18 protein-coding genes are annotated in these 26067 nt (G+C 71.4%); 13 read left to right on the top strand and 5 right to left on the bottom strand.

Features of this window, described 5'->3' with window-relative positions:
• Positions 1-60: 60 nt before the first annotated feature.
• The 3 genes from ACWEO5_RS29415 to eccE form a co-directional block, all read right to left on the bottom strand.
• Positions 61-1749: a MinD/ParA family ATP-binding protein gene (locus tag ACWEO5_RS29415; protein ID WP_452165233.1), complete on the bottom strand. Its 1689-nt coding sequence runs from the start codon at positions 1747-1749 to the stop codon at positions 61-63.
• A gap of 185 nt (positions 1750-1934) precedes the next feature.
• On the bottom strand, positions 1935-2693 hold the full coding sequence (locus ACWEO5_RS29410; RefSeq protein WP_452165232.1) for a hypothetical protein: 759 nt from the start codon (positions 2691-2693) through the stop codon (positions 1935-1937).
• Positions 2693-4078, bottom strand: a complete 1386-nt coding sequence (eccE, locus tag ACWEO5_RS29405) for a type VII secretion protein EccE (protein ID WP_452165231.1) — start codon at positions 4076-4078, stop codon at positions 2693-2695. Before eccE ends, ACWEO5_RS29410 begins: the two co-directional genes overlap by 1 nt.
• Positions 4079-4339: 261 nt before the next feature.
• On the opposite strand from eccE, the gene eccB reads away from it, so the two are divergent.
• The 4 genes from eccB (at position 4340) to mycP (ending at position 8295) form a co-directional block, all read left to right on the top strand.
• Complete coding sequence (gene eccB / locus ACWEO5_RS29400) at positions 4340-5935, top strand: type VII secretion protein EccB (RefSeq protein ID WP_452165230.1); 1596 nt, start codon at positions 4340-4342, stop codon at positions 5933-5935.
• A 180-nt stretch (positions 5936-6115) separates the two neighbouring features.
• The gene (locus tag ACWEO5_RS29395) at positions 6116-6415 is read left to right on the top strand and encodes a WXG100 family type VII secretion target (protein ID WP_344556140.1); all 300 of its coding nucleotides are present in this window, start codon (positions 6116-6118) and stop codon (positions 6413-6415) included.
• 78 nt (positions 6416-6493) lie between these two features.
• A complete protein-coding gene (locus ACWEO5_RS29390) occupies positions 6494-6784 on the top strand; it encodes a WXG100 family type VII secretion target (protein WP_452165229.1) in 291 nt (96 codons plus the stop codon).
• A 143-nt stretch (positions 6785-6927) separates the two neighbouring features.
• Positions 6928-8295, top strand: a complete 1368-nt coding sequence (mycP, locus tag ACWEO5_RS29385; RefSeq protein ID WP_452165228.1) for a type VII secretion-associated serine protease mycosin — start codon at positions 6928-6930, stop codon at positions 8293-8295.
• A gap of 133 nt (positions 8296-8428) precedes the next feature.
• Here mycP and ACWEO5_RS29380 read toward each other — a convergent pair whose 3' ends face one another.
• Both ACWEO5_RS29380 and eccCa read right to left on the bottom strand, forming a co-directional pair.
• Positions 8429-9838 (bottom strand): APC family permease, encoded by a 1410-nt coding sequence (locus ACWEO5_RS29380; protein WP_452165227.1) that lies wholly within the window; start codon positions 9836-9838, stop codon positions 8429-8431.
• 471 nt (positions 9839-10309) lie between these two features.
• A complete protein-coding gene (gene eccCa, locus ACWEO5_RS29375; protein ID WP_452165226.1) occupies positions 10310-14263 on the bottom strand; it encodes a type VII secretion protein EccCa in 3954 nt (1317 codons plus the stop codon).
• A gap of 476 nt (positions 14264-14739) precedes the next feature.
• Between eccCa and eccD the strand changes: the two genes are divergently transcribed.
• The 9 genes from eccD (at position 14740) to ACWEO5_RS29330 (ending at position 25755) form a co-directional block, all read left to right on the top strand.
• Positions 14740-16200, top strand: a complete 1461-nt coding sequence (gene eccD / locus ACWEO5_RS29370) for a type VII secretion integral membrane protein EccD (protein ID WP_452165225.1) — start codon at positions 14740-14742, stop codon at positions 16198-16200.
• Positions 16201-16290: 90 nt separating this feature from the next.
• Positions 16291-16581, top strand: a complete 291-nt coding sequence (rpsO, locus tag ACWEO5_RS29365) for a 30S ribosomal protein S15 (protein ID WP_030462697.1) — start codon at positions 16291-16293, stop codon at positions 16579-16581.
• A gap of 389 nt (positions 16582-16970) precedes the next feature.
• Positions 16971-19181: a polyribonucleotide nucleotidyltransferase gene (locus ACWEO5_RS29360; protein WP_344556150.1), complete on the top strand. Its 2211-nt coding sequence runs from the start codon at positions 16971-16973 to the stop codon at positions 19179-19181.
• Between the two features lie 102 nt (positions 19182-19283).
• Positions 19284-20639 carry a M16 family metallopeptidase gene (locus tag ACWEO5_RS29355; protein WP_452165224.1) on the top strand — a complete coding sequence of 452 codons (1356 nt, stop codon included), beginning with the start codon at positions 19284-19286 and terminating at the stop codon, positions 20637-20639.
• A gap of 26 nt (positions 20640-20665) precedes the next feature.
• A complete protein-coding gene (dapB, locus tag ACWEO5_RS29350) occupies positions 20666-21412 on the top strand; it encodes a 4-hydroxy-tetrahydrodipicolinate reductase (protein ID WP_452165223.1) in 747 nt (248 codons plus the stop codon).
• 1 nt (position 21413) lies between these two features.
• On the top strand, positions 21414-21872 hold the full coding sequence (locus ACWEO5_RS29345; RefSeq protein ID WP_452165222.1) for a hypothetical protein: 459 nt from the start codon (positions 21414-21416) through the stop codon (positions 21870-21872).
• Positions 21873-21910: 38 nt separating this feature from the next.
• Complete coding sequence (gene thyX, locus ACWEO5_RS29340; protein ID WP_344556157.1) at positions 21911-22696, top strand: FAD-dependent thymidylate synthase; 786 nt, start codon at positions 21911-21913, stop codon at positions 22694-22696.
• Between the two features lie 301 nt (positions 22697-22997).
• Positions 22998-23897, top strand: a complete 900-nt coding sequence (dapA, locus tag ACWEO5_RS29335; protein WP_452165221.1) for a 4-hydroxy-tetrahydrodipicolinate synthase — start codon at positions 22998-23000, stop codon at positions 23895-23897.
• A 172-nt stretch (positions 23898-24069) separates the two neighbouring features.
• Positions 24070-25755 (top strand): ribonuclease J, encoded by a 1686-nt coding sequence (locus ACWEO5_RS29330; protein ID WP_452165220.1) that lies wholly within the window; start codon positions 24070-24072, stop codon positions 25753-25755.
• Positions 25756-26067: the final 312 nt, after the last annotated feature.

The following is a 26067-nucleotide window of genomic DNA, read 5'->3' as shown; positions in this document are numbered from 1 at the left end:
CCCTGAGCACGACGGGAGCCCCCGCGGAACGCGCGTTCCGCGGGGGCTCCCGTCGTGCGGTCAGCCCTGGTGGGGCGGCGGGTAGCCGTACCCCGGGGGCGGCGCCTCGTGCGGCGGCGGGTAGCCGTAGCCGGGCTGCGGGGCCTGCGGCGGGTACGGCTGGCCCTGCTGCGGGTAGCCGCCCTGCTGCGGGGGCTGCTGCCACGGCTGGCCCTGCTGCGGGTAGCCGCCCTGCTGCGGCGGGTACTGCTGCTGTTGCTGCTGCGGGTAGCCGCCCTGGGGCGGGTACTGCTGCTGGCCCTGCCAGCCGGCCTGCTGCTGCGAGCGGGCGATGTCCTCGCCGACCAGCGTCGCCAGCTCGAAGTAGGCGTCGCGGACCTTCGGGCGCATCATCTGCAGGTTGACCTCGGCGCCGGCCGCCAGGCTCTCGTCGAACGGCACCACCACGACGCCGCGGCAGCGGGTCTGGAAGTGCGCCACGATGTCCTCGACCTTGATCATCTTGCTGGTCTCGCGCACCCCGGAGACCACCGTGATCGACCGCTGCACCAGGTCCGCGTAACCGTGCGCGGACAGCCAGTCCAGGGTGGTCGAGGCGCTGGAGGCACCGTCCACGCTGGGCGTGGCCACCACGATCAGCTGGTCCGCCAGGTCCAGCACGCCGCGCATCGCCGAGTACAGCAGACCGGTGCCGGAGTCGGTCAGGATGATCGGGTAGTGCTGCCCGAGCACCTGGATGACCTGGCGGTAGTCCGAGTCGTCGAAGGTGGTGGAGACCGCCGGGTCCACGTCGTTGGCGACGATCTCCAGGCCCGAGTTCGGGTCCTGCGAGGTGTACTGGCGGATGTCCATGTAGTTGCGGATGTTCGGGATCGCCGTCACCAGGTCGCGGATGGTCGCCCCGGTCTGCCGCTTGATCCGGCGGCCCAGGGTGCCCGCGTCCGGGTTGGCGTCGATCGCGATGACCTTGTCCTGCCGCTCGCTGGCCAGCGTCGCGCCCAGCGAGGTGGTGGTCGTGGTCTTGCCGACACCGCCCTTGAGGCTGATCACCGCGATCCGGTAGCAGGTCATCACCGGGTGCCGGATCAGCTCCAGCTTCTGCTGCCGGCCGGCCTGCGCCGACTTGCCGCCGAACTGGAACCGCGACTGCTTCTGCGGCTTCGGCTGGCCGCGCAGCAGCCGGTCCGAGGACAGCTCCACCGCGGCCGTGTAACCGAGCGCCGCACCGTGCGCCGAGGGCTGCCCGGTCGCCTGCTGGAACTGCGCCGGAGCCTGCGGCGCACCGCCGACACCGTGCTGCTGCGGCGGGCCGGGAGGCGCGTACTGCTGCCCGCCCATGGTCTGCCCGGGCTGCGGCCAACCGCCCGCCCGCGGGTCGGCCGGGGGCTGGCCCTGCTGCGGCGGGTACGGCTGGTTCGGCCACTGCTGCGGCGGCTGCTGGGCGTCGGGCTGCGGCGGGAACGGCTGCTGGCCCTGCTGCGGGAACGGCGGCTGCGGGGCCTGCTGGCCGACCGGCGGTTGCGGCGGACCCGGCACCTGCGGCGGCGGGGCCTGCTGGACCGGTGGCGGCTGCACCTGCGGCGGCTGCACCTGCTGCTGGACGGGCGGCTGCGGCGCCGCTACCGGAGCACCGGGCGCGGCGCTCTGGGTGTACCAGGACGGGGCGCTGTAGTCCGGGGCGTCGGACCAGTCATCGTCGTCCTCGGCCGCGTTGTCGCCGACGTAGACGCCGTCCCGATCGCTGCTCACTGGGGCTCCCTCGTTCTCGCCGAAGCTGCTTCGGCGGTTGCCGTCGGGCAACAAGACTAGGCCGTGCAGGTGCCCGCGTTGAAGGCGGTGCCCGACCTGACGGCGAATCCGGCGGACCCGGTCGACCGGCCGGCCCGGTGCGCGCCGGGGGCCCGCCCGGAGTGCGCCGACCGGCCGGGCACCGGTCAGTCCATGCGGCGCGGACCGCCCAGCACCTGGGTCTCGGCCTCGCCCTGGTTGGTCATCACGTACTGACGCCGCATCCGGGTCGCCCACAGCGTCACGTTGTCCGGCAGCGTCGGCAGCGCGCTGACGTCGCCGGGCGCCAGCGACAGCAGCCGGCCCAGCAGGTCGGACTCCTGCGGGGAGACCCGCTGCAGGCCGACCAGGTCGGCCGCGTTGATCACCCGGCTCGCGTTCGGGCCCAGGTACGGCAGCACGGTCAGCGTGGTCTGCCACGGCGCCGCCGACAGCCGGCTGCGGTTGGGCCGCGCGCCCAGGTCGCGCACCACCAGAACGGGGGACGCCACCGAGGCGCCCTGCGCGCCCAGCCGCCCCACCTGGTGGATCGTCACGCACGGCTGGCCGCCGCCCGCGGCCTGCGCCATCGGCGCCCACGCCTGCGGACGGCCGGTCTCCACCGCGATCCGGGCGCCGGTCGCGGCCGCGCGCAGCGCGATCAGCTGCGCCGTCCACATGCCGCCGACCAGCACCACCTCGAACGCGGACGGGCGGAACAGGCCGATCACGGCGGGCTGCTGCTGGTGGTCCAGGCCGATCACCACGCCGTCGTCGCCGACCGGGAAGGCCAGCGCCGACAGGTCCTCGACCGTCAGCACGTGCTTCTCCCGGCGCGGGCCGCGCAGGCCGTAGCCGGGACGCACCCGCACCGGGCGCTGCTCGACCGGCTGCGGGGCCTGGCCGGGGTAGGTCTGGTAGGCCATCAGGACGTCCCTCCCAGGGGCAGCGTGGCGAGCAGGCCGGGGGCGTGCTCCAGGTCGAGGCGGGTCAGCGAGGCGCCGCTGTGCTGCGCCCGGGACTCCACCTGGCGGCCCATCTGGTCGAGCCGGGACTCGTTGTGCTCGGTCAGCCGCAGGTGGCCGCTGAGCGCCACCGAGCCGCCCATCGCGCGGGTCGCGGTGACGGAGAAGGTCGAGGCGAACGCGGGGGTGCCGGTCAGCTGGTTGACCAGGTCGGGGGCGGCCACCCGGCCGCCGCCCATGCCCGGGCGGGACAGCACCGGCCACTTGGAGATCCAGTAGGTGGCGTGCCAGCGGTCGTCGATCCGGCAGTACTTCGCCGACTCCTGGGTGCGGCGCACGCCGACCCCGCCGCCGCCGGAGCCCTGCCGGCCCGCCACCGCCACCGGGTTGGCGCACACCGAGATGGCCAGCGCGGCGATCAGCTCGCGCTCGTCCAGGACGGTGGCGGTGAACCCGGCGCTGTTGAGCCGGCCGGCCAGCTGGTCGGTGACCCGCTGCAGGGTCTTGCGGGCGCCCTCCTCGCCGCCGCCGCGGGCCAGCACGGCGGTGGCCGCGCGCTCCGGGTCGAGCTTGAGCGCGACCCAGGTCAGCCGCAGCGCCGGGGTGCTCACCCCGCCGGGGGTCTGCTGGTAGGCGCGGGCGGCCAGCGAGTGCTCGGGCAGGTGCGGCGCGGGCGCCGGCTGGGTGTGCTGGATCAGCTGCACCGACTCCAGGCCGATGTCGTCGACCTGCAGGACCGAGCAGATCAGGTCCAGCGGCACCGAGGAGGCGGCCCGGCCGGGGCGCAGCGGCTGGTCCTTGGACTGCACCAGCAGCACCGAGGTGAAGAAGGTGCCGTCGCCGACCATGCCGGTCTCGCGGCGCAGCGGACGGCCGTCGCCGAGGTCGGTCTCGATCGCGTGGGTGCAGGTCTTGAGCGCCGGGTCGAGCTCCATCACCGGCGCGATCGCCGGGTCGGTGCCGGGCGGCGGGACGTTGTACTTCGCGTCCCGGCGGCGGGAGTTGTACGTCGAGCGGACGCCCACCGCCTCGCCGGTGGTGCGGCCCCCGAGGCGCAGCAGCGCGACCGCGACCAGGATCAGCGCGGGCACCGCGAAGACGCCCGCCATCATCGTGTTGATCGACCACCCGACCGCCACCAGGGCGGCGGCGACCTCCAGTTGGACGATCTGCTTGAGCTCCAGGCGGCGGCCCAGCAGTCCGGGCCTGGGCAGCAGCCGCAGGCCCACCGGACCGACCGCGGCCGGGGCGGGCGGCGCGGTGCGGGCCCGGCGTCCGCCCGGGGCGTCCGGCCTCCGGCCGTGCGAGGTGGAGCGTCGTCGTGCTGGAGCGGACTGGCTTGGCATCCCCCGAATTGCCCTCTCTGCTTCAGATGTCCCGTCAGATCCCCCTGCGGGCCCGGAAAGTGCGGGCGGGGGCCGGGTCGGCGGCCCGGATGGCGGACCGTCGGAGCCTACCCGTTACCGTACTCACCGTCTGCTGCCGCATCGTAGAGGGGTGGCCGCGAGGCCCGCCCGCCGGGTGGCAGACTCACGCACGGCGCAAGCGCGTTGACAGGCCCGCCGGGCGGGCCGCACAGCGGAACAACAGGGGAGACGGGGACGAGCATGGCATCACGCCGGGACGAGCTGAACGCCTACACCTTCGCCCGGAAGCGGATGGTGGGGGCCTTCCTGCAGCCGGGCGGCGGCGGCAACGACGAGGACGCGCCGCGTCCGCTGCGCGCGGTGCTGCCGAGTTTCGTGGTCGCCGCGGTGGTCGTCGCGGGCTTCGGGATGTGGGGCGTGCTCAAGCCCGCCGCCCCGCCGAACTGGGACAGCGGGAAGTTCGTCATCCAGGGCAAGTCCTCCACGACCCGCTACGTGATCCTGAACGACGGGCCGAACAAGGAGCCCACCCTGCACCAGGTGCTGAACATGTCCTCGGCCCGGCTGGTGCTGCCCGAGAGCGCCACCGTGCAGACCGTCGCCGACGACGTGCTGGACAAGTACCCGCGGCGCGGCGCGACCATCGGCATCCCGTACGCGCCGGACAAGCTGCCCGCGAAGGGCGACGCCGGGACCGCGAAGACCTGGTCGGTCTGCGACAAGATGGGCAAGGACAACCTGCAGACGACCGTCAGCCAGTCGGTGTTCGTCGCCGCCGGTCAGGACGAGAAGACCCTGAAGACGAGCGACAACAAGCTGAACGACGGCCAGATGCTGCTGGTCCAGGAGCCCCTGCTGGACAGCGGGCACACCCAGGGGTCGATCTACCTGGTCGACTCCAAGGGCGTCAAGCACGCGCTCGGCATGCGGGACATGGACGGCAAGGAGCGCAGCGACCTGATGACGGCGCTGAGCAGCCCGGGCACCAAGCCGCAGCAGGTCACCAAGGAGTGGCTGGACACGCTGGCCGCCGGCGACCCGGTGCAGTTCCCCCGGATCGACACCTTCAAGACCACCAAGACCTCCGCCAAGTCCAACCTGGACCTGTCCAACCCGGACCAGAAGTACGTCGGCCGGCTGCTGAAGTTCCAGGGCGTGTACTACGCGGTCGGGCTCGACCAGCTCTACCAGATCACCGAGTTCCAGGCCGAGCTGATGCGCACCGACCCGCTGCTGCAGAGCGCGTACCCGAAGAACGGCACGCCGGCCATCGAGGACGTCGGCGCCGGCGACATCAGCAAGCTGGAGTCCAAGACCACCAAGGAGATGATCACGGCCGCCGGGAACCTGCCGGTCAAGAAGCAGCAGGCCGTCAACGTCGCCGCCAGCGGCGCCCGGACGGTGGTCTGCTCCACCTACGAGGGCGCCGACGAGAAGGGCGGCATCATCCGCTCGGTCTGGGCGAGCACGGCGTACCCGGCGCAGGTCACCTCCGGCTCGGTCAGCGCCCACGTGACGCCCGGTCACGGCCTGCTGTACCGCGCGATCGAGGGCGACGTGCTCAGCACCGGCACCCAGGCGGCCTCCTCCGGCAGCGACTTCCTGATCACCGACTCCGGCCTGCGCTACTCGCTGCCGGCCAACGGCGACGGCGCCGCCGCGGGCACGGCCAGCGCCTCGCCGGACGGGGGCAAGTCGAACAACACCAACGAGGCCCAGGCGCGGCTCGGCTACAAGGACGTCCTGATGCCCCAGGTGCCCGCCGCCTGGTCGAAGCTGGTGCCGGCCGGTCCGGTGCTCAACACCAACTCCGCACTTCAGGCCCAGAACGCCTGACGCGGGGTCAGCACCGGTGCCGCGGTCCAGTGTCATGGTCTGGTAACTACCCGCTACCCGGTGTTGGGCGCAGGCCAGTTGGCCGTTACAGTGCTTCAGAGCACCACACAGGTGGTGCCCGTACGGACGTTCGCCACAGGGGCGTCCGGACGTTGTCTGTCTCATGGGGGACGGTGGATCATGGCAGGTCAGTTCACGACGACCGCGGAGGAAATGACCGCCTTCGCGAACCGCATCGGCGAGGTCAACAACCAGGTCCAGGGCGAGATCAGCCGCCTCAACAACCTGGTCTCCGAGATCGCCTCCGGCTGGAAGGGCGCGGCCGCGTCCGCGTACCAGCAGATGCAGTCGCAGTTCAACGACGACGCCACTGCGCTCAACCGGATCCTCGACGAGATCCGCCAGGCCATCGAGGCGACCACCAAGGCCTACTCGATGACCGAAGAGGAGCAGCGCGCCGCGGTCGGTGGCATCGGCTGACGCCGGTAGCTCTGGAGCAACCAGCCTCGCTGCGCCCTTCCGGGGGCGCGCCGTGAATCCATCGAAGGGGAGAGATCAATGTCCGGCATTCTCGTCAATTTCCAGACCATCCAGAACGCGAGCACCGAGGTCCGCCAGACCGCCGCTCGCATCCAGAGCCAGCTCGACGACCTGAAGGCGGGCGTCCAGCGCATCGCCTCCAGCTGGGAGGGCGCGGCTCAGCAGGGCTACCAGGCCCGGCAGGCCCAGTGGGACGCCAAGGCGGCGGACCTGCAGGAGGTGCTCGGCCGGATCGCCGGCGCGCTGGACAACGCGGCGCAGAGCTACCAGCAGACCGAGAACACCAACGCGGGCATCTGGCAGCAGTGATCGGCGGGCCGGCAACGGCACGGGGGAACCGGCACGGCAGTGCTTGACACGGGCGGGCGTCCTCAGGGCGCCCGCCCTTCGCACGCCGTGCGGGGTGGTACACGGACGGACACGGGTGGAGAACGATGAGGGGTGGAGCAGAGGTGTCGTCAGGATCGTTGCGCCGGGCCGGTGCGGTGCTGCTGGTGCTCGGGGCGGTCGGTTCGGTCGGCACCGTTCCGGCCTGGGCCGGGCCGGCGCCCGCGGGCGGCGCCCCCGGGGCGGCGCTGACGCTGGCCGCGGCGGGGGACTGCAACTTCCCCATCGAGCAGGACGTGGTCTCCAAGCCGTGGGCGCTGCAGCGGGTGTTCCTCAGCGAACTGTGGGGCGAGGGCCGGCAGGCCGCCAAGCCCAGCGCCGACCCGGGCGCCGACCCGGGGGAGGACCCGAACAACCGGACCGGCAAGGACGTCAAGGTCGCCGTCATCGACACCGGGGTGGACCAGGCCAACCCGCAGCTGGCGGGCAAGGTGGAGGCCGGCCACGACTACCTGGGCGAGAACGTCGCGGAGGGCCAGCAGCGCCCCGCCGGTGACAGCCGGACCGACCCGGTCGGCCACGGCACCAAGGTGGCGGGCATCATCGCGGCCGCCGAGAAGCCGGGCATCGGCTTCGTCGGCCTGGCCAAGGACGCGACCATCCTGGCGATCCGGCAGAACGACGCCGAGGGCCACGGCAGCGTCAAGACCCTGGCCGCCGCGATCCAGGACGCGATCAGCAAGGGCGTCCAGGTCATCAACATCTCGCAGGACGTCCGGATCGAGAACGACCCGTCCGCGTCCCCGAGCGCGGACCTGGACAACCCGACCTTCCAGGACGCCGACAAGCTCAAGAGCGCGCTGGACAGCGCCGAGCGGGCCGGGATCGTGGTCGTCGCCTCCTCGGGCAACGACGGCGCCGAGGGCCCCACCTACCCGGCCGCCTTCAGCACGGTGCTCTCGGTGGGCGCCTCCGACCGGAACAACGAGCGGGCCCCGTTCTCCCAGTACGGCGACTTCGTCGACGTGGCCGCGCCCGGCGTCGACATGCTCTCCACCGTCCCGGGCCACGGCCAGTGCACCGACAACGGCACCAGCTTCTCCGCCCCGTACGTCGCGGGCGTGGCGGCCATCCTCAAGGGCATGCACAAGGACTGGACCGCCCAGCAGATCCGCACGGTGATCGAGCAGACCGCGCAGCGCACCGAGCACGGACCCAACAAGTACATCGGCTGGGGCGTGGTCGACCCGGTGAAGGCCGTCGAGTACACCAAGGTGCCCGGCCCGTCCGAGTCGCCGCACCCGGACCCGTCCACCAAGCTGGACGCCGCCACGCTGGTCGCGCAGCCGCTCGGGCTGGAGGAGACCCAGGCCGACCGGGACCGCCGCACCGGCACCTTCGTGCTGGGCATCGGCGCCCTGGTGGTGGCGGGCCTGGCGGGCGGCTCGATCGTCGCCCGCGACATGGGCCGCCGCCGCAGCCGCCACGGCTGACCCGCCGCGCTCGGCGCACGGCGGCCGACGCGCCGCGCAGGACGGAGCGGGGGCCGGTCCCGGAAAGGGGCCGGCCCCCGCTCCGGTCTCGGGGACCGGAGCGGGGGCCGACGCGGGAGCGGGTCCGCGGGGGTCAGACGCGCTCGTCCTCGGGGAGGGTGATCACCCAGCGGGTCTCCGGGCGGGGCCGCAGGTAGAGCGCCCAGTAGAGGCTGGCGGCGGCGGTGATGCCGAGGGTCCACCACAGCGCGGTGGGGTCGAGCTTGGTCAGGGTGTAGGCCAGGGCGACGATCACCAGGACCGGCAGCGCGGGCCAGAGCGGCTGGCGCCAGGCCGGGGCGTTCTTGTGGTGGCCGCGGCGGGAGAACAGCGCGCCGACGGCGACCAGCAGGTAGAGCGCGGCGACCGCGACACCGGTGATGTTGGTCAGCAGGTCCTGGCCGACGAAGCAGAGCGCGGCGCCGGGAACGCCGACCGCCAGGGTGGAGATCCACGGGGCGCTGAACTTGTTGAGGGTGCCGAACGCCTTGTTGACCGGCTCCGGCCAGGCCTTGTCGCGGCCGGAGGCGAACAGCACCCGGGAGTTCTGGATGACCATCACGATGCCGGCGTTGATGATCGCCAGCGCGATGCACAGGCTGATGAAGGTGCCGACGCCGCTGTTGCTCCAGCCGATCACCAGGGAGGAGATGTCGCCCTCGCTGAGCGCCTTCAGGTCGGGGGCGCCCATCGTGATCGCGGCGACCGGGACCAGGATGATGGCGGTGGACAGGCCCAGCGTCCACAGCACGGTGCGGGCGACGTTCTTGCGCGGGTTCTCCAGCTCCTCGGAGAGGTAGATCGCGGTGGAGAAGCCCTGGGTGACGAAGAGCGCGGTGCCCATCGCGGCCAGGATCGCCGCGAAGCCCACCCCGCTGGTGGCGCCGCTCGCGGCGTCCGCGACGGAGCCGTGCACCATGCTGCCCACGCCGCGCTCGGCGTGGCCGAAGCCGAGGAAGGCGACCACGGCGCAGGCGATGACCTCCAGCACCAGGAAGATGCCGGTGATCCAGGCGTTGGCCCGCAGGTCGAGCAGACCGGCCACGGTGGCCGCCAGCATCACCGCGGCGCCGGCCCACTTGGGGTCGAGGTGGATGATCGGTTCCAGGTAGTCGGCGGTGCCCATGGCGATCAGTGAGGGCACGATCATCACCACGATCAGCGACTGGATGAACACCAGCCAGCCGGTGAACTTGCCCGCCAGGGTGCCGACCATGGCGTACTCGCCGCCCGCGGAGGGCACCAGGGTGCCGAGCTCGGAGTAGCAGAACGCCACCGCGACGCAGATGACCGTGCCGATCAGGATCGACATCAGGGTGAAGGTGCCGAGGTCCTTGAAGAGGTCCGGGACGATCACGAAGAGTGAGGACGCCGGTGTCACGCAGGAGAGCGTGAGCAGGGTGCCGCCCACGACGCCGAGCGACCGGGCGAGCTTCTTCGGGCTGCCCGCGGTGTCGGCGTCCCCCGCGGGGGCGACCACCTTCGGGGGGAGCGTGTCGGTCATGGGGCATCCGATCCACTGAGCGGTGATGTGGGGGACGGGAGCGGTATCGCCTCCGAAGCACGGTCTCGCGGTCTGGTTCTGCTTCGCTCCCGGTTCGCCAGGTTGCCTGGGTGAATTGGTCCCGTCAACGCGTGATCAGCTGCGGATTCCGTTGTCGTAAGGCCGTTCGGCCTGCGGAACGCAGTTTCCGGGCGGCTGGGACACATGTTTCCGTAGTGTCAACTCCCATTGATCGCGCTTGAATCGAAGGCGAAGTGAGCTGGCTAACGTTTGATTCCAAGGTGCCCTGCCGTACCGCGGCGCTGGGCCGAAAAGGGCCGCCGCAGGCCGCCGGGGGGTACGGGAACCGAAGGGAAACCGCGAAAAACGGAAGATAACGTTATGGCACCGGCCCGGTTCCGGGATGCGGAAAGGGCCGGACTCCTTCCGGGGTCCGGCCCTTTCGGTCACCGTGCGTGAACGGCGGCGGTCCTACATCTGCGTCGGCAGCCAGCCCGTCTGCACCGTCTGGCCCGCCTGGATCCGGCGGGAGACGAACACGCCGCGGCCCGGCGGGAGCGGCTGCGGCTTGACCGTGCCGAGCAGCGCGCCCTCGCCCTTGTCGCCGGAGAGGATCACGCCCTGGCCGCCCAGCTCGCGCATGCGCTGCATCACCGGCTCGAACAGCGAGCGGCCGGCGCCGCCCGCGTTGCGGGCGATGATCAGGCGCAGGCCGATGTCGCGCGCGAACGGCAGGAACTCCGCCAGCGGCGCCATCGGGTTGCCCGACTGGGTGGCGACCAGTTCGTAGTCGTCCACGATCACGAACATGTCCTTGCCGCTGTACCAGCTGCGGTTGCGCAGCTGCTCCGGCGTGACGTCCGGGCCGGGCAGGCGGCGCCCGCAGGCCCCGCGCAGCATCTCCACGATCGCCGACATGGCGGGCGCGGCGGCCGCGTACTCGACCAGGTACTCCGGCGGCACCACGCCGAGCAGCGAGCGGCGGAAGTCGCCGACCACGATGCCCGCCTGGTCCGGGGTGTACCGCTCGGTGATCTGCTTGATCAGCATCCGCAGCATCGCCGACTTGCCGGACTCGCTCTCGCCGAAGACGACGAACAGCGGGTCGTTCTCGAAGTTGACGAACACCGGCGCCAGCTCGACCTCGTCGACACCGAACGCGACACCCAGTTCCGGGTGCTCGAAGCCCTTGGGCAGCGAGTGGCCGTCCAGCACCGGCGGCAGCATGCGCACCTGCGGGGCCCGCGGGCCCGACCAGGCCGCGTTGACCTGGGCGACCAGGCCGGCCACGCCGTCCACCAGGTCCTCGGTGCTGCTGGAGCCGTCGATCCGGGGCAGGCCGGACAGGAAGTGCAGCTGGTCGGCGGTCAGGCCGCGGCCCGGGATCGGCGGCACGTTCGCGGCGACCTTGCGGCCGATCTCGGACTCCATCGAGTCACCGAGCTTGAGTTCCACCCGGTTCTGCAGCTGGTCCTTCAGCGCCGGGCGGACCTCGGCGTAGCGGGCCGCGGTGATCACCACGTGCACGCCGTAGCCGAGACCGCGCTGGACGATGTCGGCGATGACCGGCTCCAGGACCTCGAACTCCTGCTTGAAGGTCAGCCAGCCGTCGACGAACAGGAACACGTCGCCGAACTGCTCGTCGGGCAGCTGCCCGGCGGCCCGGCGGGCCCGGTAGGTGGCGATGGTGTCGATGCCGGTGGCCCGGAACAGCTCCTCACGGCGGTTGAGCACGCCGTGCACCTCGCTGATCATGCGGCGGACCTTCTCGACGTCCAGCCGGCCCGCGACGCCGCCGACGTGCGGCAGGTCGGCCAGCGAGCCGAAGCCGCCGCCGCCGAAGTCGAGCAGGTAGAACTGCGTCTCCACCGGCGTGTGGGTGACCGAGAAGCCGGCCACGATGGTGCGCACCATGGTGGACTTGCCCGAGCGCGGACCGCCCACGATCATGCCGTGGCCGGCGGCGCCCGAGTAGTCCAGGTACATCACGTCGCGGCGCTGGTCGCGCGGCTTGTCGACGATGCCGACCGGGACGACCAGGTTGCCCTGGCGGACGGCCGCCGGGGTCAGGCCGCGGTCCGGGCTGATCTGCAGCGGCTCCAGCAGGCTGTCCACGGACGGCGAGTCGTCCAGCGGGGGCAGCCACACCTGGTGGGCGGGCGGGCCCTGGCCGATCATGCGCTGCACGAACACGTCGAGCATGGTGTCCAGCAGCGCCTCGTCCTTCTCCTCCTCCTCGGGGAGTTCGGGGAGGACCTCCACCTCGGGCTCGACGACCTCCACCTCGGCGGCGGTGAACAGCACCGGCTGGGCGGTGACCACCACGCCGCCGACCGCGCGCTGGGTGCCCGGCGCCCGGTACTTGCCGGAGACGTAGGCGGCGCGGAAGCGGTCCATCACGTCGGAGCCGAACTTGAGGTAGCCCACGCCGGGGATCGGCGGCAGGTGGTAGGCGTCCGGCACGCCGATCGCGGCCCGCGACTCGGCGGCCGAGAAGGTGCGCAGACCCAGGCGGTAGGAGAGGAAGGTGTCCAGGCCGCGGAGCTTGCCCTCCTCCAGCCGCTGCGAGGCCAGCAGCATGTGCATGCCGAGCGAACGGCCGATGCGGCCGATCTGGATGAACAGCTCGATGAAGTCCGGCTTCGCGGTGAGGAGTTCGGAGAACTCGTCGATGATCATCAGCAGCGAGGGCAGCGGGTCGAGCGGCGCGCCGGCCGTGCGGGCCCGCTCGTACTCGTTGATGTTCGCGTAGTTGCCCGCCGCGCGCAGCAGCTCCTGGCGGCGGTTCATCTCGCCCTCGATCGCGTCGCGCATGCGGTCGATCAGGGTCGCTTCGCCCTCAAGGTTGGTGATCACGGCCGCGGTGTGCGGCATCTCCGACATGCCGGCGAAGGTCGCACCACCCTTGAAGTCCGCGAGGACCAGGTTCAGCACCTCGGAGGAGTGGGTGACCGCCAGCGCCAGCACGATGGTGCGCAGCACCTCGGACTTGCCGGAACCGGTCGCGCCGACGCACATGCCGTGCGGGCCCATGCCCTCCAGCGAGGCCTCCTTGAGGTCCAGCCAGACGTACTCGCCGTTGACGCCGACGCCGAGCGGGACGCGCAGCTTCTCGCGGATCGGCTTGGGGCGCCAGTGCCGGGCCGGGTCGAAGGAGCCCGGGTCGCCGGTGTGCATCATCTCGGTGAAGTCCATCGACACCAGCGACGGGTCGCTGTCGTCGCCGCCCGCGGACGCCCGGAACGGCGCCAACTGCCGCGCCAGCGCCTCGGACTGCCACGCCGACAGGCTGTCCGGCTTGCCCGGGTAGCTCGCCCCGGACGCCGCCTCCAGCAGCAGCTCGTCCTTGCCGACGGTGATCACCAGGTGGCCGTTGGGCTCGTCCAGGTCACCCGGGACGACCTCGATCACGGTGACGCCCTGGACGCCCTCCGCCCCGGCGATCACCGAGTCGACCGGCACCGAGGCGCCGTCCATGATGACCACCAGGTGCGGCTGGTCCGGGGTCGGCGTGCTGTCCCGGGAGAAGCCCTTGCGGCCCGCCAGCTCGTTGGCCAGCAGCTCCTCCAACTCGCCCAGCCCGGAGGCGATCAGCCGCCGCGAACCGGCCCCGTCGCTCTCCTTGCGGTGCTGGGTGTGCGGCAGCCACTTCGCCCACTCCCACTCCTCCACCGCGCCGGGCGCGGCGGCCACCCCGATCATCAGGTCCTCGGGGGAGTGCAGGGTCGCCAACTGGGCCACCATCGCCCGCACGTTGCCGTACACCGAGTCCGGGTCGCCGCACACCGTGATGTGGTAGAACGCCCGCAGCGAGACCGCCAGCGGCAGGTCCTGCAGGGTGCCGTGGGTCTTGATGAAGGTGCCCATCGCCTCCGCGGCGAGCGGCTCCAACTCGTCCATCGGCGCGGTCTGCGGCGCGACCAGCGGCGTCGACAGCTGCAGCGGGCCGAGGCCCACCCGGATCTGCGCGAAGTCCGCGTCGGTGGGCCGGCGCTCCCACAGGCGGCGGCCCTCGGCCACCACCGACCACAGCTGGTCCGGCTCCGGGTGGGTGAACAGCAGCGAACCGCGCTGCCGCTCGGCCGTCCGGCGCACCTCGCGGCGCTTCTGCTGCAGGTACTTCAGGTAGTCGCGGCGCTCGTCCGAGGTCGCCGCGCTGCCGCCCTTGCGGGCCTTGACGATCTGCATCACCGCCATCGCGGCGGTGGACGCGATCATCAGCACGCCCATCATCTTCATCGGGCCCTGGCCGCCCTGGAACATGAAGGCCGCGCTGCCGCCCATGCCGAGCATCGGCATCAGCGTCATCAGCCAGTCCTCGCCACCGCCCCGCGGCAGCTCGGGCGGCGGAACCAGCTCGACCGGCTCCTCCGCCACCGCCGGCGGGAACGCCCTCGGCGGACGCTTCACCGTCACCGTACTCATGCCATCACCCCGTCCCGGGCGGCAGCCGCAGAGCGCGGCCCCCCGTTCTCAACGACGCGCCCTCCCAGGGCACTTGACAGGGTGCGCCCCGATCGCTCGCTCACAATCCGCCCTCACGCATCTGGATACGCACGGTGAGGGCGCCCCGTGTGATGACGCCGCCCCCGCTCCGCCGAACCGCAGGCGCGCGGGGCTTCGCGTCTTCGACCGCGGCCCCCGTACGCCGTGCGCAGGGGCCGATCCTACTGCGCACGCCAAGCAGTTCGTCCACGGGGTCGGATCGGGCCCCGGCCTAGGACTGATCCACCGTCAGGGCGCCGTCCGGCCGGGGCCGCCCGGACCCCGCGTACACCACCCTTCCGCCGGGGGGTAAGGTGTCGCCGCGCCAACTCTCGTTCGGACCGTGACAGTTCCGGACCCGCTACGACGAGTGGTCAGCAGACTTGCCGACACAGCCAACGAGGGGGAGAGGGCCGGTGAGCAACAACGCAACGACCGGTTTCTGCCGGGTCACCGTGGTGGCTCCGGACAGCCGGATCGACGTAGCCCTGCCGGAGGACGTCCCGCTCGCGGACATCTATCCGGAAGTGCTGAGGCTCTCCGGGCAGACCCAGGTGGACGGAACGCCCACCGGCTTCCACCTGGTCCGCCGGGACGGCACCGTGCTGGACAGCGGACTGCCGCTGGCCGCCCAACAGGTCCGCGACGGCGACCTGTTGAGCCTGCGCCCGTTCGCGGAGTCGCTGCCGCCGGCGGTCTACGACGACGTCGCGGACGCGATCGCCTCCGCCGTCGAGGCCGACCGCCGTTTCTGGAGCCCCGACCTGATGCGGGCCTTCGGCCTGATCGCGGGCACCGTGCTGCTCGCGCTGCTGGCCTTCGCGCTCTGGTTCTCCGACCTGCGGCACGACATGTTCGGCCTGCCCGGCATCCTGGCCGGCGTCACCGCGATCGTCCTGGTCACCTTCGCGGGCGTCCGCGCCCGGGTCTACGCCGACCACACCGCCGCCCTCGCCCTCGGCCTCGGCGCCCTGCCGCACGCCATGCTGGCGGGCTCCGGCATCGTCGACGTCCCGGACGGCGCCGGCCCCGGCCGACTGCAGTTCCTCGTCGGCTGCGTCACCGTGCTGGTGGTCTCCGTCCTGCTGGTCGGCCTGCTGCCGGAGAAGGACTCGGCGTTCGTCGCCTCCTCCTTCCTCGCCGCCGCGGGCACCCTGGCCACCTTCGCCGCCGTCCTGATGTCCGGCACCGCGATCACCGACATCGCCGCCGTCACCGGCGTCGCCGGCGTCGCCGCGGTCGGCTTCCTCCCCGCGCTCTCCGCCCGCTTCGCCCGACTGCCCGTCGGCTTCAGCGCCCCCGGCCAGACCCGCACCCGCGGCAGCGCCTACGGCGAGGAGGCCGGCAACGCCGAGACCGTCCAGTACGAGCGGATCGCCGCCCAGGCCCGCCGCGGCCACGAGGTGCTGGTCGGCCTGGTCGGCGGCGCCGCCGCCACCATCGTCGGCGCCTGCGCGGTGCTCGGCTTCAGCGACCGCACCTGGGCCGAGCTGCTGGCCCTGGCGATCGGCGTCTCGACCATGCTGCGGGCCCGGCTGTTCCGCTACACCGCGCAGGTCTTCGCCCTGGTCATCTCCGGCCTGGCCGCGCTGGGCCTGCTGATCCTCGGCCTGGCCCTGCACACCCCGGTGCACCTGCTGATGGCCAAGCTCACCCACGAGGGCGGCGCCGACCTGCGCACCGTGTGGCTGGCCGCGTCCATCGCGGCCGGCGCCGCGGTGATGACCGCCATCGCGCTGATCGTCCCCCGCTCCGGAGTGTCCCCGTTCTGGGGCCGCATCCTGGACATGGTCGACAGCCTGATGCTGCTCGCCCTCATCCCGCTCGCGCTCGCCGTCCTCAACGTCTACAACGTGGTGCGCGGCGCGACGGGTTGATCGGCACTGCTACTGTTGTTCACGTCGAGTCTTGTCAGGTCCTGTGCCTCCTACCAGGACCGCTCGGCCACCACACCGAAGGAGATGCCCGTGGCCCTCGCCGCTGACGTCAAGAAGCAGATCATCGCCGAGTTCGGCCAGAAGGAGGGCGACACCGGCTCCCCCGAGGTCCAGGTGGCCATGCTCTCCCGCCGGATCTCGGACCTGACCGAGCACCTCAAGTTCCACAAGCACGACCACCACTCGCGCCGCGGCCTGCTGATCCTGGTCGGCCAGCGCCGCCGCCTGCTGCAGTACCTGGCCAAGAAGGACATCGAGCGCTTCCGTACCCTGGTGGACCGCCTCGGCATCCGCCGCGGTGCCGCCGGCGGCGCCCGCTGACACCGCTCGTAGGGGCGGCTCCCCTCACCGGGGAGCCGCCCCTCGGCGCATTCCGCGCCACCCCGGGCAACCCTTTGACCACACCCCGCGACGAAGCCGTCGGCGTAAAGCCGTGCTCGGTAGGGTGTGAATTTGTAAGGTAAAGGGCATGCCCGCCCTAGCGGGCCGAATCAAGGCCTCCAACGGAGGCCGCCCGCACCCCGCAGGAGCGTCCACACGCCGACCGCCGCGCGCCGAAAGGCGCCGGTCCTCGGTAGTGGCCGCCGGGAACCCCGCAGGACGGGGCACGACCCGGTGGCTTCGATCGAAGACCGGCCCAGCTGCCCGGGCCACGGCAGGCAAGCGCAGGGGCGCTCCTGGGGAGACGTACGAAAGAGGAGATCTTCCAGGTGGAAGAGAACGTTTTCTACGCCGAGGCCGTCATCGACAACGGCAGCTTCGGCACCCGCACCATCCGCTTCGAGACCGGCCGCCTGGCCCGTCAGGCCGCCGGCTCCGCCGTGGCCTACCTGGACGACGACACCATGGTGCTGTCGGCCACCAGCGCCTCGAAGCAGCCCAAGGAGCACTTCGACTTCTTCCCCCTCACGGTGGACGTCGAGGAGCGGATGTACGCCGCCGGCCGCATCCCCGGCTCGTTCTTCCGTCGTGAGGGCCGCCCCTCCGAGGACGCGATCCTGACCTGTCGCCTGATCGACCGCCCGCTGCGCCCGTCCTTCGTCAAGGGCCTGCGCAACGAGATCCAGGTCGTCGTGACGGTCATGGCGCTCAACCCCGACCACCTGTACGACGTGGTGGCCATCAACGCGGCCTCCGCCTCCACCCAGCTGGCCGGCCTGCCGTTCTCCGGCCCGATCGGCGGCGTCCGCGTCGCGCTGATCAACGGCCAGTGGGTGGCCTTCCCGACCCACTCCGAGCTGGAGTCGGCCGTCTTCGACATGGTCGTGGCCGGTCGGGCGCTGCCCGACGGCGACGTCGCGATCATGATGGTCGAGGCCGAGGCCACCGCGAAGACCATCCAGCTGGTCGAGGGCGGTGCCGAGGCGCCGACCGAGGAGGTCGTCGCCGCCGGCCTGGAGGCCGCCAAGCCGTTCATCAAGGTGCTGTGCGCCGCCCAGGCCCAGCTCGCCAAGCAGGCCGCCAAGCCGACCGGCGAGTTCCCGCGCTTCCTGGAGTACCAGGACGACGTGCTGGCCGCGCTGACCTCCGCCGTCAAGGACGAGCTCGCCAAGGCGCTCACCATCGCCGGCAAGCAGGAGCGCCAGAACGAGCTGGACCGGATCAAGGGCGTCGCCGCCGACAAGCTGCTCCCGGAGTTCGAGGGCCGCGAGAAGGAGATCAGCGCCGCCTACAACGCGCTGACCAAGAAGATCGTCCGCGAGCGCGTCATCAAGGACAAGGTCCGCATCGACGGCCGCGGCGTCACCGACATCCGCACCCTGGCCGCCGAGGTCGAGGCCATCCCGCGGGTGCACGGCTCGGCCCTGTTCGAGCGCGGCGAGACCCAGATCCTGGGCGTCACCACGCTGAACATGCTGCGCATGGAGCAGCAGCTCGACACGCTCTCCCCGGAGACCCGTCGCCGCTACATGCACAACTACAACTTCCCGCCGTACTCGGTCGGCGAGACCGGCCGCGTGGGCTCGCCCAAGCGCCGCGAGATCGGCCACGGCGCCCTCGCCGAGCGGGCGATCCTCCCGGTCCTGCCGACCCGCGAGGAGTTCCCCTACGCGATCCGCCAGGTCTCCGAGGCGCTGGGCTCCAACGGCTCCACCTCGATGGGCTCGGTCTGCGCCTCGACCATGTCGCTGCTGAACGCCGGTGTGCCGCTCAAGGCCCCCGTCGCCGGCATCGCGATGGGCCTGATCTCGCAGGAGATCGACGGTGAGACCCACTACGTGACCCTCACCGACATCCTCGGCGCCGAGGACGCGTACGGCGACATGGACTTCAAGGTCGCCGGCACCCGGAACTTCATCACCGCGCTGCAGCTCGACACCAAGCTCGACGGCATCCCGGCCTCGGTGCTGGCCGCCGCGCTGAAGCAGGCCAAGGACGCCCGCCTGCACATCCTCGACGTCATGAACGAGGCCATCGACGCGCCCGACGAGATGTCCCCGAACGCGCCGCGGATCATCACCATCAAGATCCCGGTGGACAAGATCGGCGAGGTCATCGGCCCCAAGGGCAAGATGATCAACCAGATCCAGGAGGACACCGGCGCGGACATCACCATCGAGGACGACGGCACCATCTACATCGGTGCGGTCGACGGCCCCTCGGCGGAGGCTGCCCGCTCGACGATCAACCAGATCGCCAACCCGACCATGCCGGAGGTCGGCGAGCGCTACCTGGGCACCGTGGTGAAGACCACCACCTTCGGCGCCTTCGTCTCGCTCATGCCGGGCAAGGACGGTCTGCTGCACATCTCGCAGATCCGCAAGCTGGCCGGCGGCAAGCGCGTCGAGAACGTCGAGGACGTGCTCGGCGTCGGCGCCAAGGTGCAGGTCGAGATCGCCGAGATCGACCCGCGCGGCAAGCTCTCGCTGATCCCGGTCGTCGAGGGCGAGGAGGGCGGCGAGGCCGCCGCCTCCGAGTGACCACCCCGTAGCACCCGCGGCCCGCACGCCCTTCCCGGCGCGTGCGGGCCGCACCCTGTTCGTGAAGTCCTGTTCGTGCAGCAGCAGTTGGAAGGAACACCCGTGGCCCAGGCCTCGGCGGCGAAGCAGCGCCCCGGAACCACCCGGACCCTGCTCAAGGGCACCGAAGGCGGCGCGGGCACCGTCCGCCGCACGGTCCTCCCCGGCGGCCTGCGGGTCGTCACCGAAACCCTCCCGACGGTGCGCAGCGCCACCTTCGGGATCTGGGTCGGCGTCGGCTCCCGCGACGAGACGCCCGTCCTCAACGGGGCCACCCACTACCTGGAGCACCTGCTCTTCAAGGGCACCGCCCGGCGCGACGCGCTGGAGATCTCCGCCGCGCTGGACGCGGTCGGCGGCGAGATGAACGCCTTCACCGCCAAGGAGAACACCTGCTACTACGCGCGGGTCCTGGACACCGACCTGCCGCTCGCCATCGACGTGGTCTGCGACATGCTGACCGGCTCGCTGGTCCGCCCCGAGGACGTGGAGTCCGAGCGCGGCGTCATCCTGGAAGAGATGGCGATGGCCGAGGACGACCCGGGCGACGTGGTGCACGACCTGTTCGCCAAGGTGATCTTCGGGGAGTCCCCGCTCGGCCGCCCCATCCTGGGCACCCAGGAGACCGTCACCGCGCTCACCCGCGACCAGATCGCCGGCTTCTACCAGCGCCGCTACAAGCCGGAGAACCTGGTGGTCGCCGCCGCCGGGAACCTCGACCACGCCAAGGTGGTCAAGCTGGTCCAGCAGGCGTTCGCGCCCGTCCTGGCCAAGTCCAAGGGCCACCCCGCCGAGGTCCGCCGCGGCGTCAAGGCCGTCCGCACCGCCGGACGGGCCGCCGTCCTCAACCGCCCCACCGAACAGGCCCACCTGGTCCTCGGCCTCCCCGGCATCCCCCGCCACGACGAGCGCCGCTGGGCGCTCGGGGTGCTCAACGCGGCCCTCGGCGGCGGCATGAGCTCCCGGCTGTTCCAGGAGGTCCGGGAGAAGCGCGGCCTGGCGTACTCGGTGTACTCCTACTCCTCCTCGTACGCCGACACCGGCCTGTTCGGCATCTACGCGGGCTGCCAGCCCAAGCGGGTCGAGGAGGTGCTGAAGATCTGCCGCGCCGAGCTCGCCCGGGTGGTCGAGGAGGGCATCACCGAGGAGGAGCTGCGCCGCGCCATCGGCCAGATCTCCGGCTCCACCGTGCTCGGCATGGAGGACACCGGCTCGCTGATGAACCGGATCGGCAAGGCCGAACTCTCCTACGGCCACCACCTGTCGGTGGACGAGATGCTCGGGAAGATCGCCGCGGTGACCCTGGACGACGTGCACGCCGTCGCCCGTGATGTGCTGGGGGCGCACCGCCCCTCGCTCGCCCTGATCGGCCCGATCAACGACCGGCGGGCCGCCAAGCTCGCCGACCTGCTGGTCTGACCGACCGGCTTGAGAGGATGACTGACATGACGCTGCGCGTCGCCGTGATCGGCGCCAGGGGCCGGATCGGTTCGGAGGCCGTCAAGGCCGTCGAGGCCGCCGGGGACCTGGAGCTGGTGGCCGCCCTGGGCCGCGGCTCCGAGCTGACCGAACTCACCGAGGCCCGGGTCGACGTCGCCGTCGAACTCACCCACCCCGACTCGGTGATGGGCAACCTCGACTACTGCCTGAGCAACGGCATCCACGTGGTCACCGGCACCACCGGCTGGACCGAGGAGCGCCTGGAGACCGTCCGCGGCCTGCTCGCGAAGGCCCCCGAGCTGGGCCTGCTGATCGCCCCGAACTTCTCCATCGGCGCGATCCTCGGGATGAAGTTCTCCCAGCTGGCCGCCAAGTACTACGAGTCCGTCGAGGTGATCGAGCTCCACCACGACAACAAGGCGGACGCCCCGTCCGGCACCGCCACCCGCACCGCCCAGCTGATCGCCGCCGCCCGCGCCGAGGCCGGCCTGCCCCCGCAGCACGACCCGACCACCCACGGCCTGCCCGGCGCCCGCGGCGCCGACGTGGACGGCGTCCCGGTGCACGCGGTGCGGCTGCGCGGCCTGCTGGCCCACCAGCAGGTGATGTTCGGCGACACCGGCGAGACCCTGACGATCCGTCACGACTCCACGCACCACAGCAGCTTCATGCCCGGCATCCTGCTCGGTGCGCGGAAGATCGCCGACCACCCGGGCCTCACCTTCGGCCTGGAACACTTCCTGGACCTGTGAGATGACGTCCCGCACCGGATTCTTCGTCCTCTCCGGCGTCCTGCTGCTGGTCAGCCTGGTCTGCGTCGGCGAGGGCGTCCAACTGGTCGCCACCGGGAAGCCGCTGGGCATCGGAATCGGCCTGTGCGCCTTCGTCATCCCGGTGATCGGCGTCTGGTTCCTCGTCCAGACCGTCCGCTTCGGCCGGGCCAGCGAGCGGCTCGCCCGCGAACTGGAGGCCGAGGGCGGCCTGCCCGTCGACGAGTTGAAGCGCAGCACCGGCGGCCGGATCGACCGCGCCTCCGCCGACGCGGTGTTCACCCGCCGCAAGGCCGAGGCCGAGGCCGACCCCACCGACTGGCGCAACTTCTTCCGGCTGGCCGTCGCGTACGCCGACGCGGGCGACGTGCCGCGGGCCCGCAAGGCCATGCAGCACGCCATCAAGCTGCGCGGGGCAGGCACGCCCACCGCCGTAGACTGACCCGTACTCCCCTCCAGACCCCCTCAGGACGTTCTCCCATGCGCGCAGTAGAACCCCAGGTCCACCTGATCGCCCGCCCCGAGCTCGACTACGACGAGGTCGCCGCCTACCTGCAGGACGTCGGTGGCGAGAGCTGGCTGGAGCGGGTCGACCGCGGCGACCTGGACGACGCCCAGAACCTCGCCGAGTTCGCCGGCCGGATCTGCTACCGCTCCTGGAAGCCGGGTCTCAACCCGAACGTCACCAAGGTCCGCACCGACCAGGACGTCTACCTGAAGAACATCCTGGCCAGCGCGCACGGCTCGGTGCTGGAGCACGTCTCCTTCTCCTTCGTGCTGCACAACGTCAGCCGGGTGGTCACCCACGAGCTGGTCCGGCACCGGGCCGGCGTCGCGGTCTCCCAGGAGTCGCTGCGCTTCGTCCGCCTCGACGACATCCCGTTCTGGTTCCCCGAGTGGGCCAAGCAGGACGAGGCGCTGATGTCCCGGGCCACCGGCCTGATGAAGGAGATCGAGGAGTTCCAGCACTGGATGGCCGACCACTTCGGGCTGGACGAGGAGGGCGTGCCGTTCCACGAGAAGAAGGAGAAGACCTCCTTCATGCGCCGCTTCGCCCCCGAGGGCCTGGCCACCGGACTGGTCTGGACGGCCAACGTCCGCACCCTGCGGCACGTGATCGAGAACCGCACCGCGCCGGGCGCCGAGGAGGAGATCCGGCTGCTGTTCGGCAAGATCGGCGAGCTGATGGTCAAGGAGGCCCCGTCGCTGTTCGGCGACTACACCGTCGAGAACGGCGCCTGGGTGCCGGGCTGGCGCAAGGTCTGACCGAGCGGCCCGCGGGCCCGGGCCGTCCTCACCCGTGCGGCCTTCGGCCGGGGCCCCCGGAACGCCCGCTGACCTGCGCCGACGGGCAGACGGGCGGACTGTCCGGCATGTCTGGATTGCGGCTTTCTCGGCCGCTCCATACGCTCAGGACACGGATTCCGGTGCTGCGTGAACCCCCGAGCGCGCAGCACCGGAATCCCATGTCCGGCCCGGGTTCCGGCCCCCCGCCCGACCCTCCGGTCTGTCCAAACCCTGGACCTGCGTGGCTACCGACCACCGCCCTACGAGTAGCTTTGGACCCATGGCTCCGACCTCCACACCGCAGACGCCCTTCGGCCGGGTCCTGACCGCGATGGTCACCCCGTTCACCCCCGAGGGCGAGCTCGACCTCGACGGCGCCCAGCGCCTCGCCGCCCACCTGGTGGACTCCGGCAACGACGGTCTGGTGCTCAACGGCACCACCGGCGAATCGCCCACCACCACCGACGCGGAGAAGGCCCGACTGGTACGGGCCGTGGTCGAGGCGGTCGGGGACCGCGCCCACGTCATCAGCGGGGTCGGCACCAACGACACCCACCACAGCGTCGAACTCGCCCGCCAGGCCCGGGCCGCCGGCGCGCACGGCCTGCTCGCCGTCACCCCCTACTACAGCAAGCCCCCGCAGGAGGGCCTGTACCGGCACAACGTCGCCATCGCCGATGCCACCGACCTGCCGGTCATGCTGTACGACATCCCCGGCCGGTCCGGCGTCGCCCTCGAAGCCGACACCCTGGTCCGCCTCGGCGAGCACCCCCGGATCGTCGCCAACAAGGACGCCAAGGGCGACGTCGCCGCCGCCGCCCACGCCATCGCCCGGGCCGACCTCGCCTGGTACTCCGGCGACGACGTGCTCACCCTGCCGCTGCTCTCGGTCGGAGCCGTCGGCGTGGTCAGCGTGGTCGGCCACGTCGCCGCCGCCGAGATCCGCACCATGATCGAAGCCTTCGCCTCCGGCGACACCGCCAAGGCGCTCGCCGTCCACCAGTCCCTGCTGCCGGTCTACACCGGAATCTTCCGCACCCAGGGAGTCATCCTCGCCAAGGCGGCGTTGAACCTGCAGGGACACCCGGCCGGCCCGCTCCGACTCCCCCTGGTTCCCGCCACGGAGGCGGAGACCGCCCGGTTGAAGGAGGATCTCGCCGCCGGCGGGGTACACCTGTAACCAACAACGGACGTGCGCGCCCCCGGCTCGCCGGACCCACCCGGGTCCGCCGCTGGACCGGGACCGCAGGCGCGCGGCACATCGGCAGTCAGGTAACCACGATGGACGCACGCCATATGCAGCCGGGGGAGGAACCCCCCGGGCATATGGCGTGCGTCGTGAGGAGAGTCTTTTGAGCCACCCGCACCCCGAACTCGGCGCGCCCCCCGCACTCAAGGAAGGCGCCCTCCGCATCACCCCGCTCGGCGGTCTCGGCGAGATCGGCCGCAACATGACGGTCCTGGAGTACGGCGGCCGGATCCTGATCGTCGACTGCGGCGTGCTCTTCCCCGAGGACGAGCAGCCCGGCGTCGACCTGATCCTCCCCGACTTCAGCTACATCCGGGACCGCCTCGACAAGATCGACGGCATCATCCTGACCCACGGCCACGAGGACCACATCGGTGCCGTGCCCTACCTGCTCCGGGAGAACCCGGACATCCCGCTGATCGGCTCGAAGCTCACCCTCGCCCTGATCGAGGCCAAGCTCGCCGAGCACCGCATCCACCCCTACGTCCTGGAGGTCGTGGAGGGCGACCGCGAGCGGATCGGCCCCTTCGACTGCCAGTTCATCGCGGTCAACCACTCCATCCCGGACGCCCTCGCGGTCGCCGTCCGCACCCCCGCGGGCATGGTCGTCGCCACCGGCGACTTCAAGATGGACCAGCTCCCGCTGGACGGCCGGCTCACCGACCTCCCGGCCTTCGCCAAGCTGGCCGAGGAGGGCATCGACCTCCTCCTGGTGGACTCCACCAACGCCGAGGTCCCCGGCTTCATCCCGCACGAGCGCGACATCTCGGCGGCCCTGCGCAACGTCTTCGCCAACGCGGACAAGCGCATCATCGTCGCCTCCTTCGCCAGCCACGTGCACCGCATCCAGCAGGTCCTGGACGCCGCGCACGAGTACAAGCGCAAGGTCGCCTTCGTCGGCCGCTCGATGGTCCGCAACATGGGCATCGCCCGCGAGCTCGGCTACCTGAAGGTCCCCGGCAACCTGCTCGTCGACGTCAAGACCCTCGACGACCTCCCCGACAAGGAGGTGGTGCTGATCTGCACCGGCTCCCAGGGCGAGCCGATGGCCGCGCTCTCCCGGATGGCCAACCGCGACCACCAGATCCGCATCGTCGAGGGCGACACCGTCGTCCTCGCCTCCTCGCTGATCCCCGGCAACGAGAACGCCGTCTACCGCGTCATCAACGGCCTCACCCGCTGGGGCGCCAAGGTCGTCCACAAGGGCAACGCCAAGGTGCACGTCTCCGGCCACGCCTCGGCCGGCGAGCTCCTGTACTTCTTCAACATCTGCAAGCCCAAGAACCTGATGCCGGTCCACGGCGAATGGCGACACCTGCGCGCCGCCGCCGACCTCGGCATCGCCACCGGCATCCCGCGCAACCGCGTGGTCATCGCCGAGGACGGCGTCTGCGTCGACCTGGAGAAGGGCGTCGCCCGGATCGTCGGCAAGGTCCGGGCCGGCTACGTCTACGTGGACGGCTCCTCGGTCGGCGACATCACCGAGGCTTCGCTCAAGGACCGCCGCATCCTCGGCGAGGAGGGCTTCATCTCCGTCTTCGTGGTGGTCGACTCCACCAACGGCAAGATGGTGAGCGGCCCGACCATCCAGGCCCGCGGCTCCGGCATCGAGGACGGCGCGTTCACCTCGATCGCGGGCAAGCTGGAGGAGGCCCTGATCCGCTCCGCCGGCGAAGGCGTCCTGGAGGTCCGCCAGGTCCAGCAGCTGGTCCGCCGGACCATCGGCAAGTGGGTCGCGGACAACTACCGCCGCCGCCCGATGATCCTCCCGGTCGTCGTCGAGGTCTGATCCCACGACCCGATTTGACCTGGGGCAGCCCGGTGCGTAATGTTCTCCGGGTTGCCCCACGGTCGTGCGGCTTCGCTCCGAAATCGAATTCGTTCGAATCTGGGCGGGGAAAACAGGCCGAGAAACTCTGATAGAGTTCGGGAGCGCCGAAAGGCGAAAGCGAATCGGATCGAATGAAACTCCGGAAAACGGAGCGGAAAACCTCTGATAAGCTGGGAACACGAAAGAACGAAGCGCCCGGAGATGCGGTCGGAAGGCCGGTCGAAGGAAGCATCCGTTCCTTGAGAACTCAACAGCGTGCCAAAAGTCAAC

It is taken from the genome of Kitasatospora sp. NPDC004272, from assembly GCF_053603035.1.
This window is presented reverse-complemented; position numbering and strand designations above follow the sequence as displayed.

What these genes read in the sequence shown, in the direction of transcription:
- ACWEO5_RS29410 (WP_452165232.1), bottom strand. Translation starts at nt 2,693, where the DNA reads ATGGCCTACCAGACCTACCCCGGCCAGGCCCCGCAGCCGGTCGAGCAG.
- eccE (WP_452165231.1), bottom strand. Translation starts at nt 4,078, where the DNA reads ATGCCAAGCCAGTCCGCTCCAGCACGACGACGCTCCACCTCGCACGGC.
- eccB (WP_452165230.1), top strand. Translation starts at nt 4,340, where the DNA reads ATGGCATCACGCCGGGACGAGCTGAACGCCTACACCTTCGCCCGGAAG.
- ACWEO5_RS29395 (WP_344556140.1), top strand. Translation starts at nt 6,116, where the DNA reads ATGGCAGGTCAGTTCACGACGACCGCGGAGGAAATGACCGCCTTCGCG.
- ACWEO5_RS29390 (WP_452165229.1), top strand. Translation starts at nt 6,494, where the DNA reads ATGTCCGGCATTCTCGTCAATTTCCAGACCATCCAGAACGCGAGCACC.
- ACWEO5_RS29380 (WP_452165227.1), bottom strand. Translation starts at nt 9,838, where the DNA reads ATGACCGACACGCTCCCCCCGAAGGTGGTCGCCCCCGCGGGGGACGCC.
- eccCa (WP_452165226.1), bottom strand. Translation starts at nt 14,263, where the DNA reads ATGAGTACGGTGACGGTGAAGCGTCCGCCGAGGGCGTTCCCGCCGGCG.
- dapB (WP_452165223.1), top strand. Translation starts at nt 20,666, where the DNA reads ATGACGCTGCGCGTCGCCGTGATCGGCGCCAGGGGCCGGATCGGTTCG.
- ACWEO5_RS29345 (WP_452165222.1), top strand. Translation starts at nt 21,414, where the DNA reads ATGACGTCCCGCACCGGATTCTTCGTCCTCTCCGGCGTCCTGCTGCTG.
- thyX (WP_344556157.1), top strand. Translation starts at nt 21,911, where the DNA reads ATGCGCGCAGTAGAACCCCAGGTCCACCTGATCGCCCGCCCCGAGCTC.
- dapA (WP_452165221.1), top strand. Translation starts at nt 22,998, where the DNA reads ATGGCTCCGACCTCCACACCGCAGACGCCCTTCGGCCGGGTCCTGACC.